Here is a 13,693-nt window from a genome sequence, read left to right as displayed (position 1 = left end):
ACTGGTTGACGAGTTTCCGGGAAAACTTGTGCTGCGCGTCCTGGCGACGGTTCTTGATCTTGGCGTGAATAGCTTTTACCCGCCGCTTGTTGCGGGCACGTTGGGCTGTCGCCAACTGGTCTTCCATACGGCGGTAGAAGCGGCTGTTTTCCAGCCTTCCTCCATCGCTACAGGTGGCCACATCCTTGAGCCCAAGGTCGATGCCAACGGCACCCTGCCCAAGCGTCGGTTGAACGTCCACCTCGACCGCAACATTGAAATACCACCGGCCCCGGCTATCTTCGTTGAAACTGCCGGCACGGAACTTGTATGTCGACAGGCCGTAGCTATCCCACACCTTGAAGTAGGTGCCGTTGTGAAATACCTGCCCGTTCTTCCACTTGGCCGCGCCGGTATTGACCGGAATCCAGCCAAGTGAGCGGCGCACACCGCCGGACTTGCGCCAATTCAGGCGGGGCTTTTTGAACTGCTTGCGGCGGGCAACGTATTCAGCAGCAATGCATTGCAGCGTTTGGCTGTGCAGGCCGAGGTCCTTGCCAGCACCCTTGGTATAGGGGTGCATGTCGTAGGCAGACAGAAACAGACCTTTCTCCCGAATGGCTCGGGAAGACAGTTCGTTGAGGTAGTTCCAAACAAAATTCACGCTGCGGGCCATGCGGTTAAGCTCGGCGGCGTGTTTGTCCTTCACTCGAACCTTGAGGGTCTTGGTCTGCTTCATGGCTTCGAATATACTTGGTCTATGGAAACCAAACAAGCTATCAGAACAGGAAGGCACTGCGTTTTTAAACTCCACGTCCATTTGGTCTTCGTCACCAAGTATCGGGGCAAGGTGTTTACCGGCGCGCATCTCAACTCCCTCGAATTACTTTTCGACCGAGTGTGTCGGGACTTCGAGGCGGAGCTACAGGAGTTCAACGGTGAAACCGATCACGTCCATTTGCTTGTCAACTTTCCACCCAAAGTGGCGGTATCCAGGCTGGTGAATAGTTTGAAGGGGGTATCCAGCCGGCGGATGAAGTTACTACACCCTGAACTGGTGCAGCCCGCCTACCGGAAGAACTCGCTGTGGAGTCCAAGCTACTTTGCGGGAAGTGTCGGAGGCGCCCCCCTGAGCATGGTCAAGCAGTATATTGAGCAACAATCGAGGCCGGACCAGGGGCGCTCTCGCGCCCCTCGCTATCCATCCTCGCACTAGAAGTACGAGGTTTTTCGCGATGTTCGATAAAGCTAGTCGCCAGTAGTTTTTTCATGGTGTTCTCCTTAACAAGTCATTCAACATCGGGAAGCTCCGGCGGCAGCCTTACCGCCTGGGAGTGTTTTCAGCGTAACAGGTTTTAATCATTTCGCCTGTTTTCCCTGACATAACTGTTGCCTGCTATGATGCTAGTCTAACCGTTTGGCTTAGGAGCACTCCGTTTGGCAACCTTTGAAATCGATCCACGCTTAGAGGCCGATACCTTTCCCCTCGCCGACCTACCGCTTTGCCGCGCTCTGCTGATGAACGATGCTCGCTACCCTTGGGTGGTGCTAGTGCCCAGAGTAGCATCGGTCAGCGAAGTGTTTGAACTCAGTCAAGAGGAGCAGGCGCAGCTCTGGCAGGAGGCCACTCAACTGGGAGCGGCCATGAAAGAGGCCTTCCAGGGCGACAAGCTCAATATCGCCACGCTGGGCAACGTGGTCAGCCAGCTACATATCCATTTAGTGGTGCGCTATACCGATGACGCCAGCTGGCCCGCGCCGGTGTGGGGCAACGGCACTCCCAAGCCTTATGAGCTCGCCCAGCAGGGGGAGCGACGGGAACAGCTGCTAGCGCAAATTGAGGGGCTGTCGCTTTAAGCTCAACCGCCCAGCATTGAGCCACGCGCGGGCGGCTCGTTGAGTAACGGGCCGCTGGCAGGCTGCGCCGCACCGGCCAGCGCTAAGGAAATTCCCAGCGCAATAATCACGGCCCCACCGGTGAGTGCCGCCCAGCCCGCCGCTTTCTCGACCCGTTGCTGGCTCTGCTTGTGTAGCCGCTTGGTGGCCCACCCTCGGGCTACAATACTCGCCAGGGCCAGTATCGATACGGTAATGCCCGTGCCCAGCGACATCGCCACCACCGACGCGACCCCCACGTAAAATTGGCCTAAAAGGCTTGCGGCACCTAGCATCAAGATCGCTCCGCTGCAGGGGCGCATACCAATCGCCCCGACGGTCATCAAGGCCGTACGCCAATCCAACGCCTGCTCGGGTTCAAGGTGATGGGCACCGCCACAGCAGTGGCTGTGGTCGTGGCTGTGGTCGTGGCTGTGGCTGTGGCTGTGGTCATGAGCATGCGTGTGCTCTATCACAGGCTTATTGCTAGCCGCGTAGGCGTGGCGTAGCTGCTTCACCGCCCGCCAGCAGAGCCAAGCCCCTAGCAGCGATACTAGTAGAAAACTGGCCTGCTCGACCCATACCACGCTGCCCATGGCTTGACGCGTCACCCAGCCCAGCCCGTGTACCAATATCGCCACCATCGCAATGGCCGTCACGCCCTGCAGTAGCGAGGCAGCAAACGAGAGCCCTAGCGCCCGGCGAGTCGCACCGCCATGAGACGCCAAATAGGTGGCCAATACTGCTTTACCATGCCCAGGCCCTGCGGCATGAAACACGCCGTAGGCGAAGCTCACGCCAAGCAGCGTTAGCCACGTGCCGGTGGAAGGCGTTCGTGACAACTCGGTAATCGCCAGGGTCAGGCTGCGGTGTAGTTCTCGCTGCCACGTAAGTAGCTGCAGGCTGGCACCCTGTAAGTTCGCCTGTACCGCCCACACCAGCAGCGCCACGCCTAATAGCACCAGGGCACCAGTGGCCAACTGTCGTCCCGTTAACGGCATTCCCCCTCCGCACAAAAGATATAAAGTAACACTTTATACATGACCAGCCAGGCAGGCCGCTAGCGGCAATCCACCCGCCCTGTTTCCGCAAAGTGGCGGCCTAATCCCGGTTCGCCTTCCTCGTCCACGTCTAGTAGTGACGCCTGCAACACCTTCTCCGGATCGGGGTCGGCGGGTAGCACGCTTAGCGTGCAATCGGGTTCGCCGTTGAGAATCAGCGCCTGAGGAGAGGGCTCGTCGCCCTCTTCCTCATGTACCATCTCGATGTAGTACGTGGGGTCAAAGACTTGATACTCCAGCACCTGACCGCTCAAAGGCTGGGGTGAGGTCAGCGGTAAAATAAACATAAACGTTAAACGGCCGTCCCGCTCCAGTGCGGTGTACTCGGTGACCTCGCCAAACGTCTGCGGCTTGTCGCCGATCCGCACCTCGGTAAAGTAGTGCTGAGGAGTCAAGTTATTGCGAATCTCACTGCCCAACTGATCCAGCCCCTGCTCCAGGCTCGTGCCTGGTACCTGCTGCAACTCCTCCATGACGACCAAGCTATAAAAGGGGTCCATTCGCCACGTTTGATGAAGCCCGGTGACTGCACCGTCGTCGTTGGTAATGACCCGCACGCTCATATCGATCCAGCCATGGGGGTGCGCCATGGCTAAATGGCTAGCCAACAGGCTGCCTGCCACCAACGCCTGACAGGTGCGCCGAACCGATACCCGTGGCCATGCTCTTATCACGGTAATTCTCCTAATTTGCGCTGTAACTCCACGAGCCAGGGATCTAGCACATAAGGCGGTATCGGCTGGCTACCGCGCAGTGCTGACACGCTCACTAAGCTGCCTCCTTGTGCATCGCTTACTTGTAGTTGGATGCGATACTCCGGCCAGCGTGCCAGGCTTGCCTCGGCGCGCCCTAAGGTCAAATCAGCGTGGCGTATCACATAGCCCTGCTCCATCATCAGTGCCACCGCCTCGCGGAAGGTTTGCTCCATTGGCGCGCTATAGCGCAGCTCGCGCGGTTCAAGGGGTTGCGTGGTGGCACAGCCTGCCAGCCACAGCGTGGCGCATAGCGTGAGCGCTACCCATGAGGTATGGCGGAATGGTGTCATGATGCCCCCTGCGGTGTGACGGATGACGAAAAAGCGTCCTGGAAACGGCCACAGAAATCATCGTTACTGGCGCTATAGGACTCTCGCAGGTCGCCCAGGTGGTCAAAGCGTCGAATGTCCCTTGAAATGCGCAGATGGCCATCGCGGGCAAGCAGCGATACCCGCTCTACCTCAACGGGCTGCTGGCCAAACCCTGGGCCGAAAGAGCCACCCACGCCAATCCCTACGCCGCGACCAATACCAAACCCGCCAAACAGGCGGAAGCCGCTGCCGTAGCCATAGTCGTAGTCATAGCGGTCATAGTAGCCGATCAGCTCGCGCTCCCGGGAGGCACTCACTAGCCCAAGCTCCGTATCAGTGGTCTCCAACGAAAACCCCCAGGCTTCCAGCACATCGATGCTTGCCGTCAAAACGCTCAGCGTTTCATCCGGTGCAGACTGGTCGGTGGGAGGGTCGGTGGGAGGGTCGGTAGGAAAGTAACAAGCCGCCGCTGGCGCAGGCTCCGCTTGGGGCAGCCGGTCAGGAACCGTCTGACAACCCGCCAGTGCCAACAGGCAGGTAATGCTAAGGGGTATGGCCTTCATGATAAATCCTCTCGCTACCTGCGTGGCTGGTGTGTCACCAAGCAGCGCGCTAAGCTCGCCAACAGACATTAAAAAGAACGACAACACGCTGAGACAACGTTTTAAGGAGGTTGTGCGATGAATGTACTGCTTTGCCCTGACAGTTTTAAGGACGCCTTGGGCGCCGAAGAGGCCGCCAAGGCCATGGTACAAGGTATTCAACGGGCAGCGCCCAACGCCATCACACAGCTCTGCCCCCTGGCGGATGGCGGCGAAGGCAGCCTTGATGCCTTAATTGCCGCCACCCATGCCGAGCGCCGTACGCTCACGGTGCAAGACGCCCTTGGGCGGCCACGCCAAGCCGCCTGGGGCTGGCTAAGCGAGCAGCGTACCGCGTTTATCGAGCTGGCAGAAGCCAGCGGCCTGCAGCACCTGACCCACGCAGAGCGCAACGCCCTGCACACCACTACCTTTGGCGTGGGCGAGCTGTTTCTCGCTGCCCTAGAAGCAGGCGCCACCCATGCCTTACTGCTACTTGGTGGCAGCGCCACCAACGATGCGGGCGCAGGAATGCTCCAGGCGCTGGGCGCCACGCTACTGGATGCCCAGGGCCAGCCGCTGCCCCCAGGCGGCGGCGCACTCCAGCAGCTTGCGACCCTGGATCTTTCGACGTTAGACCCGCGCTTGGCCGAATTACGCGTAGAGGCCGCCGTGGATGTGGATAACCCACTGCTAGGCGAACGCGGTGCCAGTGCCGTCTTCGGCCCACAAAAGGGCGCGACAGACGCCGATGTGGCAACGCTAGACCGCGCGCTCGGCCACTTTGCCGACCTCACCGCCAAGGCGCTGGGCCGAGACGACCGAGAGCTGCCAGGAGCGGGAGCGGCAGGCGGCATGGGGTTTGCCGCCCACTGCTTTTTGAACGCGACGCTAACGCCAGGCATTGAAATGATCATGCAGCAGGCGAATTTTGCCCAATTACTGAACGATGCAGATTTAGTGATTACCGGCGAGGGCCGCCTAGATGGCCAGAGCTTAGCGGGCAAAACGCCGATTGGTGTCTCCCGCGCCGCTAAGCGCCAGGGCAAGCCGGTGATTGTGCTCGCGGGTAGCCTAGGCGATGGCTGGCAAGCCTGCACGGAAGAAGGCGTTACCGCCGCCTTTGCGCTAGCCGATGGCCTAATGACATTAGAACAGGCGCTACCCCGTACGGCAGAGCTTCTGGCAGACCGTTGCGAAAGCATCGCACGCCTGTGGCTTGCAAGCCGCTGAGCGCGACTTTGAGCGGGTCGTGGAGCGAGCCTTGAAGATAAGCCCCTTGAAATGACGCGCCTGCGCCTACATTTCTTTATTCATCAGCGATGAGTCAGCCGTCGCCAGCTCACCGCTCTAATGGTAGGGCGCTATAGCTGCGATGCAAAAAACCTGTTTTGCATCACAAGCACAGCGCCTTAAGCTAGATCAAACGATTTGATGGCCGTACTTTTTCAGCGCGGCTCCAACCATGGAGGAGCAGATAATGGATGATATGAACAGCATTGGCCTACACGAAGGCAGCGCCAGCCAGTTAGCCGAGAAACTCAATCACCTGCTGGCCAACTATCAGATTTTTTACATGAATGTGCGTGGCTACCACTGGAACGTGAAGGGCAACGACTTCTTTGAGCTGCATGCCAAGTTTGAAGAGTTCTACACTGACCTGCTGACCAAAGTAGATGAAGTGGCCGAGCGTATTCTCACCCTGGGGCATAAGCCGGTACACGCCTACAGCGATTACGTGAAGCTGTCGCACATCCAAGAAGACAAAGATGTCCACGATGGCAAGACCTGCGTGCAAGGCGTTCTGGCAGGCTATCAAACGCTGATCGAACTGCAGCGCGAACTGTTGGCACTAGCGTCCGACGCCGATGACGAGGGCACCGCCGCCCAGGCGGGCGACTACATCCGCGAGCAGGAAAAAACCGTGTGGATGCTCAACGCCTATTTAGGCAAGTAAGTTCGGTGAACAGCCGCGATTAATAACGCTGCGGATATTCCTCCCTAATAAAAACGGCACCTTCGCGGTGCCGTTTTTATTGCTCTTTTGCTACTTTAGCATGGCGTTACTTCGCCAGCGCCGCTACCAGATCGCGCAGCATGGCCCAGAACTCCGCCACGGATTCGATCTCCACCCGCTCATCCGGCGAGTGCGCGCCGCGAATCAGCGGGCCAAAGGAAATCATGTCCAAGTGCGGGTATTTGCTGCCCAAAATACCGCACTCTAGCCCTGCATGGATCACTTTCACCTCGGGCTCGTGGCCCATCAGCGCCGCGTGGCGCGCCTTGAAGGTGGCCAGTAGCGGGCTATCCGGGTTGGGTGCCCAGCCGGGGTAGCCGTTTTCGACTTTCACCCGTGCGCCCATTAGCCCAAACAGCGCCTGAAAGCGCTCGGCCATCGCTTGGGCAGCGCTATCGTGCAACGAACGCACCAGGGCGCAGAGGTGGAAACGCCCCTGCTCGACGCTTAACACGCCCAGGTTGTTGGAGGTTTCGACTACGCCTGGCACGTCGGCGCTCATGCGCTCGACGCCGCAGGGGGCGGCATGTAGCGCGGCCAGCAGCATGGCGCTAGCGTCCAGGGTCAGCGGCTCAGCGTCGGCCTGTTCGGCACGGGTGGCGGTCAATACCAGGCCGCTATCGCCACTGCCCAGCTCGGCCTTGAGGGTGGCGGCCAGCCTCTCGACGGTGGCCAGGGCGGCGTCCATATCATCGGCGGGCAGTGCTACCTGGGCAAAGGCTTCACGGGGAATGGCGTTGCGCAGCGTGCCGCCCTGGTAGCTCACCAGGCGGGCACCGAAGGCCTCCAGTGCCCACAGCACGCGCACCAGCAGGCGGTTAGCGTTTCCCAAAGGCTTATGGATATCCATGCCCGAGTGGCCGCCTTTCAGGCCGGTGAGCGAGAGAGAAAGGAGTTGCTCGCCCTCCTGCAGGGCAGCGCTGGGCAGTTGAGCGTCAACCACCACATCCGCGCCGCCCGCACAGCCGATATACACCTCGCCACGGTCTTCGCTATCCAAGTTGAGCAGCAGCGAGCCTTCCAACCAATTTTCAGCAAGATTCAGCGCACCGCCCATGGAGGTCTCTTCTTCCAGGGTGAACAGCGCTTCCAGCGGGCCATGGGTCAGCTCGGGGTCTTCCAGTACGGCCAAAATGGCCGCCACGCCCATGCCATTATCCGCCCCTAGAGTGGTGCCTTCAGCGTAAAGCCACCCCTCTTTGACCACGGTGCGAATGGGGTCACGGGTAAAGTCGTGCTCATGCCCCGAGTTGGCCTGGGCCACCATATCCAGGTGCCCCTGCAGCACGATACCGGGAGCGTCTTCACAGCCGGGCGTTGCGGGCTTGCGAATGCGCAGGTTGCCAAAGGCATCCCGGTCGTGGGTGAGCCCCTGAGCATCGGCCCAGGCTTCTAACGTCGCCACCAAAGCGGCTTCATGGCCGGAGGGGCGTGGCGTGTTACACAGGGTGCGAAAGTGCTGCCATACAAGGCGTGGTTCGAGCGCTGCTAGATGTGCGTTCATGGAAACTCTTCATTATCGATAACGGGCTTACTTTAACCGCTCTGGCTCACTGGGGAAAAGCGCGCATGCTTCGATCACCTGCTGTACAGCCTGACGTAAGCGTTGTACGGCCTCTTTTTGAGCCTTAGCGAACGGCTGATTTTGGTAGGCCCAAGCAGCGAGCTGCTGATGCGCCTGCTGGGCCTCACCTAACGGTTGGCGGCTGGCTTCACGCGCCAGCGCCTGCAGCGCCGGGCGAGCCAGGGCGGGGTCGCGGCGGGCATAGGCTACGTCGTGAACAGCCTGATGCTCGGCTGCGCTAAGCGGCTGGCCGGAGAGCGAGGTGAGCAACAGCGCCACCACCGGAGCGGGCAGTGTTGCCAACTCAAACGCCAACAGGCCGGGTAGCGAAGCGGCAAAGCCTGCGGTTAATTCACCGAGCACCGACTGACCCTCTTGGTTGAGCGGTTTGGCGACCATCACGGCGTATTCGCCAGTGGCGGCTTCTCGGGTAATGCCTAAACGCACCGGCACAAACCCCAGCGCCAGCCAAAATTGGAGCAACCCTGCCTCAGCACCAAAAGTAGCCCCATACAGCACAATACCTTGCTGAGCAGCGCTGGCCATATCCTCTTCCAACAGCTGCCGCCCCAGCCCTTCGCGACGGCGCTGTGGGTGGGCAGCAATGCGCGCCACCCGCCGCCAGCGGGCGGTTAGCGCCTCACGGCTGCCGCAATGGGCCGCCAGCGACTGCGCCAACAAATGCCCCTGAGGTCTGCGCTCGCCTCGCGCTACCTGCTCGGCAAGCGCGGCATCAAAGCCACCCTCCTCTCGCGTGACCAGTACCGCTTGGGGGCCAGCCCCATCGCTGCCTAGCACCATGCGCAGCGACGTGCCGGGGCCATCCAGCAGTTGGCGTAAATCACTCGGCGTGGTGCGGTAGTGGGACTGCACCAGCAGGCCAAACAGCTTTTCCAGCAAAGCCCCCCGCTCCGCTAGCTGCGCTTGGCTAATCACCATGCTGGGAAGCCGCTCGCCCTGGTGTGGCTCTCCTTTGGGCAGCGGCGCATCGAGTAAAAGCAGGTGCTGAATGACGGCTTCCAGCGGGTCACCGGCTGACCAGCGTATTGGCGCTTGCAGCGTCAATTCACGCCACTGGGGCGCTTGGCGGTCCAATATATCGCGAAAACGCAGCGCAAAGCCGCGCCCCGAGCCTTCGTAGCCATGCACCGTCGTGGCAAACGCAATGCGCGGAAAAGCCGCCAGCCAGCGGGCCAGCAACGACGCCGGAATGGCGGCGGCTTCATCCACCAGCAGCATACTGCCGCTGCCTCCTAGCGTGCCCTGTTCTATCTGTTCTGTCAGAACATCCGGCGGCAAAAAGCGCAGCCGACTGCCGTTGGGAAGCGACACCTCGGCGGGGCCGTGGTGCTGTGCTTCAGGGCACAGCGCCGCCACTCGGCTAAAGACGCTCTCCACTGCGCTAAGCCGAGGGGCCGTAAGCAGGAGTTCTACGTCACCGCTTTGCTGCAGTAAGCGCGCGCAGGCTATGCCCAAAGCGGCACTTTTGCCTCGTCCCCGGTCGGCAGTCACTACCAGCGGGCGGCGGCGTTTGAGCTTGACCAGCGCGCTCACTGCGCTGGCCTGGTCTAGGGTGAGGCAGTCAGCATCGTCCCATTGCGCGGCGGCTGCTTGCCGTTTGCTCAACGCGGGTAGCCATAGCGCACCACCAACGGGCCAGTGGATCACGGCATTAGACTCGCCCAACTGACAGGCCAACCGCGCTAAATAGTGCGCGCTGAGCGCTTCCCACTGCCAAGGGTAATCGGCAAAGCGGGCGTAGTCGGGATCGGGTTGGCTGCCCCACGTCGCTGGGGTGACCAGCACCAGCAGACCGCCAGCGCTGACGGTGCCCGCTAGTGCGCCTAGGGCATCTGGATCTAACCCTTGGTGGCCGCTGGCATCCAGGATCACCAGCTGATGCTCTGCTCCCAGCCGGGTGCGCGCTTTGCGGCTTGGCAAGCTCGGTGCTACCGGCGCTTGCTGGCCATCCCCTATCCACAGTGGCGCACTCCAGTCGAGTGCTTGCCATAGCGCCAACGCCTGCTGGCGCGCCTGCTCTGGAGCACCGTTAAGCCACACTAACCCCCGCCAGCCGCGCCGCTTTAAACGGCGGGCATAGCTGGCTAACACAGCAGCTTGTTGTGCAACGGCAGTGCCAGCCGGTGAGGTAGGCTCAGCGTGGTGCGGCCTGCCCATGGCAACTCCTTAAAATAAAAATTCTCTTACAACTTTGGTTTAACAAATAGGCGCTTTTCAACGTTTTATCACCATATCCCCCCTGTGGAAGTGCACCTAATAGCATTTTAAAGCGATGTTTTGACTGCTATTTTTCAAATAAAACGGCAACAAAGCCCGCGTTAGCTTCCTTGTATTACTGATATTGCGCTGCAGCGGGGGGTATGTGCTAGCTTAGCGATGCAGCGCAGGATGTTTTACTTTACGTAAACGTTAGCCTGCCCGCTGTACTTTCCTGCTTTCAGGTCATTAACACTAATAACGCTAACCGCCAAAGTACCAGGAAACATACAATGAAAAAGACTACAAAATTCGCATTGACCAGCCTTGCCGCTGGCGTCGCTTTCGCCGCTCTCACCTCCACCGCCCAGGCACAAGAGCAGTGGACCATGACCTCCACCTGGCCGGAGAACCTGGATCTGATCAAGATCGACCAGCACTGGGCAGAGTTGGTTAACCAACTAGCGGGCGACGAAGTTCAAATTAACTTCCGCGCAGGCGGCACCTTGATGCCCGGCACCGAAGTCTTCGACGCCACTGAAACCGGCGCTATCCAAGCCGCAGGTGACTGGCCCGGCTACTGGGCAGGCTTAAACCCAGCGTTCTCGCCGCTGGCCACCACCACCAGTTTGTTCAACGGTGTCGATTATCTGAACTGGATCCAACAGTGGGGCGGTTTTGAGCTCTACCAAGAGATCTATGGCCAGTACAACATGGTTTACCTGCCCTACGGTATTACCAACAATGAATCCGGCTTTATGGGCCGCACGCCCATCGAGAGCATCGCCGACCTAGAAGGCAAGCGCCTGCGTCTTTCTGGCCGTGACCAGGGCCGTGTGCTTGAAGAGTTGGGCGGCTCACAGGTCACACTGGCTGGTGGCGAAGTGTACCAAGCCATTGAGCGTGGCGTGATTGACGCAGGTGAGTTCTCCACCCCTGGCGTTGACTTCAATGCAGGCTTTGCCGAAGTGGCCGACTACTGGGCGACCCCCGGCTGGCACCAGTCAGCGAGCGTGTTCGGCGTTATGATCAACAAAGATTCTTGGGATGCGCTTTCTGAAGAGACGCAAGCCAAGCTGCGTATCGCTGCCGAAGCCACCATGGCGTGGTCACTCTCCTGGTCTGAGCGCGAATCCACCGAAGCGACCCAGAAGTTTATCGACGCGGGCGTGACCATCAACCAGTTCTCTGAAGAGGATCTGGCGCGTATCCAGGAGATCACCAACGAGGTCATCGTACGCGGCGCCTGTGAGAATCCAGACCATGCTAAGGTCTACCACTCCATGATCACCTACCTGCAAGAGTACGCCGCATGGCGTGATGTGACGGCCCCCTTCAACATGAGCCGTACCATGGATAACCTGCCCTCACTGGAAGAGATCGAAGCCTGCCTATAAGGCATTCACTATAAAAGCGTAACATGGCCGCCCCAGCACCTGCCGGGGCGGCCTTAGCTCAGTTGCGGAGATCTTCCATGAATGCGATTGCCAAGGCGATCGATGCGATTAACGAGCTGTTTGGCCGCATTATCGCGCCGTTAATTGCCATCATTACTCTCATAGTGCTTTACGACATTGTGTCGCGCTTTTTTTTCGGCCGCCCAAGCGACTGGGCGTTCGATATTACGAAGATGCTGTTCGGCGCTCACTTTATGCTCATGGCGGCTTACGGGTTGCGTCATCACGCCCACGTTGAGGTGGATGTGGTGAAGCGTTTGCTATCTCGTAAGAAGCAGGCCGTGCTGGATCTCATTGGCTACCTAGTTTTCTTCGTGCCGTTTATTTGGCTGCTGCTGACCTACGGCTGGCGCTTCTTCGAGCGCTCCTTTAGCCGTGGCGAAACCACCTATGGCATGGTCTCGATTCCCGTTTATCCGGTGAAAGGCGTGATCGTCTTGGCCGCCGCACTGATTTTGCTACAGGCGGTCGCCATCGTGCTGCGCGCCATTATGCAGTTGCGTGAGGAGACATCCGCATGAGTGCAGAGCTACTGACGCTGGTGATGTTCGGCGGGCTGCTGGTCGGGCTGTTTATGGGCCATCCGCTAGCCTTTGTGCTGGGCGGCATGGCGGTAATCGGCGCGTATCTAGGCCCCGGCATTAATACCCTCGGCATTATTATTAATAACGTTTATGGCAACGCCATGGACAACTATGTGCTGGTCGCCATTCCGCTGTTTATTTTGATGGCGCGCTTTCTCAACGACTCCGGCGTGACGGAGAAGATGTTCGACGCCATGCGCCTGCTGCTGGCGAATGTGCGCGGCGGCCTCGCCTTAACCGTCGTTGTTGTTTCGGTACTGCTGGCAGCCACGACCGGCATCGTCGGGGCGTCCATCGCCGTCATGGGGATGATCGCGCTGGTGCCGATGCTGAAGTATGGCTACAACAAAGAGCTCAGCGCGGGCGTGATCATGGCGAGCGGCTGCCTGGGCATTTTGATTCCGCCCAGCATCATGCTGATTCTAATGGCCAGCTACTCGCCGGTGTCGGTGGGTGCGCTGTTTGCCGGGGCGCTGATTCCAGGCCTGCTGCTGGGCGTGATGTACGCGCTGTACGTGGTGCTGATCTGCTGGCTGAAACCCAGCTACGGCCCCAAGGTGCCGAAAGAGGAGCGCGCCGAGGTCAGTACCAAAGAGCTGCTTATTATGCTGGGCAAGTACGTGGTGCCGCCGATGTCGCTGATCCTGGGCGTGCTCGGTGCTCTATTTACCGGGATCGCCACCGCGACCGAGGCCTCGGCGATTGGTGTGTTCATCGCTTTCCTGCTGTTCCTGATCTTCGGTGACCGCAAGCTCTCGACCTGCTACAACACGCTCATCGAAGCGGGTAAAACCACCACCATGGTGATGCTGGTACTGGTAGGGGCAACGGCATTTACCGGCGTGTTCTCCATTGGTGGCGGCATGACTGTGATCAGTGATTTTGTACTCGCCATGCCGGGCGGCACCTTTGGCGCGCTGCTGCTGATGCTGTTCCTGGTCTTTATCCTGGGTATGTTCCTGGACTGGACCGGCATTGTGCTGCTGAGCTTCCCGATTATGCTGCCGATCATTGCTCAGATGGGCGTGGACGTATTGTGGTTCGTGGTCATGGTCGCTGTGGTGCTGCAGACCTCCTTCCTCACACCGCCATTTGGCTATGCCCTGTTCTATCTTAAAGGGGTCGCCCCTCCAGGGGTGGAGATCGTTGATCTGTACAAAGCGGTGGTACCGTTTGTAGCGATCATCATTCTGGCCTGCATCCTGATGTCTATCTTCCCCAGCTTGATTACCGGGCTACCTAGCATGATGGTGGGCTACTAACACATCAGCGGTTAGGCCAGCGCTAAATCC

General features: G+C 59.4%; 14 protein-coding genes. 7 read left to right on the top strand and 7 right to left on the bottom strand.

What is annotated here, in order from left to right; genetic code table 11:
• A partial coding sequence (locus tag L1249_RS12695; RefSeq protein WP_235253624.1) for an RNA-guided endonuclease InsQ/TnpB family protein occupies positions 1-847 on the bottom strand: 847 nt, incomplete at its 3' end.
• Between L1249_RS12695 and tnpA the strand changes: the two genes are divergently transcribed.
• Positions 740-1,195: an IS200/IS605 family transposase gene (gene tnpA, locus L1249_RS12690; protein ID WP_228168359.1), complete on the top strand. Its 456-nt coding sequence runs from the start codon at positions 740-742 to the stop codon at positions 1,193-1,195. The two genes, L1249_RS12695 and tnpA, sit on opposite strands and share 108 nt — an antisense overlap.
• Positions 1,196-1,416: 221 nt before the next feature.
• Positions 1,417-1,836 (top strand): HIT family protein, encoded by a 420-nt coding sequence (locus L1249_RS12685; RefSeq protein WP_044630150.1) that lies wholly within the window; start codon positions 1,417-1,419, stop codon positions 1,834-1,836.
• 2 nt (positions 1,837-1,838) lie between these two features.
• Here L1249_RS12685 and L1249_RS12680 read toward each other — a convergent pair whose 3' ends face one another.
• The 4 genes from L1249_RS12680 to L1249_RS12665 are packed head-to-tail and all read right to left on the bottom strand — an operon-like array spanning position 1,839 to position 4,544.
• Positions 1,839-2,855, bottom strand: coding sequence for a nickel/cobalt transporter (locus L1249_RS12680; protein ID WP_172416505.1), 1,017 nt, complete (start codon positions 2,853-2,855; stop codon positions 1,839-1,841).
• 59 nt (positions 2,856-2,914) lie between these two features.
• Complete coding sequence (locus L1249_RS12675) at positions 2,915-3,541, bottom strand: DUF1007 family protein (protein WP_058577865.1); 627 nt, start codon at positions 3,539-3,541, stop codon at positions 2,915-2,917.
• A 44-nt stretch (positions 3,542-3,585) separates the two neighbouring features.
• Positions 3,586-3,960: a hypothetical protein gene (locus L1249_RS12670; protein WP_044630148.1), complete on the bottom strand. Its 375-nt coding sequence runs from the start codon at positions 3,958-3,960 to the stop codon at positions 3,586-3,588.
• Positions 3,957-4,544, bottom strand: coding sequence for a hypothetical protein (locus L1249_RS12665; protein WP_228168361.1), 588 nt, complete (start codon positions 4,542-4,544; stop codon positions 3,957-3,959). The genes L1249_RS12670 and L1249_RS12665 overlap by 4 nt, the downstream gene beginning before the upstream one ends.
• Before the next feature lie 117 nt (positions 4,545-4,661).
• Between L1249_RS12665 and L1249_RS12660 the strand changes: the two genes are divergently transcribed.
• Together L1249_RS12660 and L1249_RS12655 are read left to right on the top strand one after the other, a co-directional pair.
• Positions 4,662-5,795 (top strand): glycerate kinase, encoded by a 1,134-nt coding sequence (locus L1249_RS12660; RefSeq protein ID WP_228168362.1) that lies wholly within the window; start codon positions 4,662-4,664, stop codon positions 5,793-5,795.
• A 247-nt stretch (positions 5,796-6,042) separates the two neighbouring features.
• Complete coding sequence (locus L1249_RS12655) at positions 6,043-6,519, top strand: Dps family protein (RefSeq protein ID WP_213262188.1); 477 nt, start codon at positions 6,043-6,045, stop codon at positions 6,517-6,519.
• Positions 6,520-6,625: 106 nt separating this feature from the next.
• Here L1249_RS12655 and L1249_RS12650 read toward each other — a convergent pair whose 3' ends face one another.
• Positions 6,626-8,083, bottom strand: a complete 1,458-nt coding sequence (locus tag L1249_RS12650) for an aminoacyl-histidine dipeptidase (RefSeq protein ID WP_044630144.1) — start codon at positions 8,081-8,083, stop codon at positions 6,626-6,628.
• Between the two features lie 27 nt (positions 8,084-8,110).
• On the bottom strand, positions 8,111-10,321 hold the full coding sequence (locus L1249_RS12645; protein ID WP_052509961.1) for a tRNA(Met) cytidine acetyltransferase TmcA: 2,211 nt from the start codon (positions 10,319-10,321) through the stop codon (positions 8,111-8,113).
• Positions 10,322-10,653: 332 nt separating this feature from the next.
• Between L1249_RS12645 and dctP the strand changes: the two genes are divergently transcribed.
• The 3 genes from dctP (at position 10,654) to L1249_RS12630 (ending at position 13,663) form a co-directional block, all read left to right on the top strand.
• Positions 10,654-11,757, top strand: a complete 1,104-nt coding sequence (dctP, locus tag L1249_RS12640; RefSeq protein ID WP_044630143.1) for a TRAP transporter substrate-binding protein DctP — start codon at positions 10,654-10,656, stop codon at positions 11,755-11,757.
• Between the two features lie 77 nt (positions 11,758-11,834).
• Positions 11,835-12,338: a TRAP transporter small permease subunit gene (locus tag L1249_RS12635; protein ID WP_044630142.1), complete on the top strand. Its 504-nt coding sequence runs from the start codon at positions 11,835-11,837 to the stop codon at positions 12,336-12,338.
• Positions 12,335-13,663 (top strand): TRAP transporter large permease, encoded by a 1,329-nt coding sequence (locus tag L1249_RS12630; protein WP_197931357.1) that lies wholly within the window; start codon positions 12,335-12,337, stop codon positions 13,661-13,663. The genes L1249_RS12635 and L1249_RS12630 overlap by 4 nt, the downstream gene beginning before the upstream one ends.
• Positions 13,664-13,693: the final 30 nt, after the last annotated feature.

The organism is Halomonas sp. Cn5-12 (genome assembly GCF_021532545.1).
GTDB lineage: Bacteria > Pseudomonadota > Gammaproteobacteria > Pseudomonadales > Halomonadaceae > Vreelandella > Vreelandella aquamarina.
This window is presented reverse-complemented; position numbering and strand designations above follow the sequence as displayed.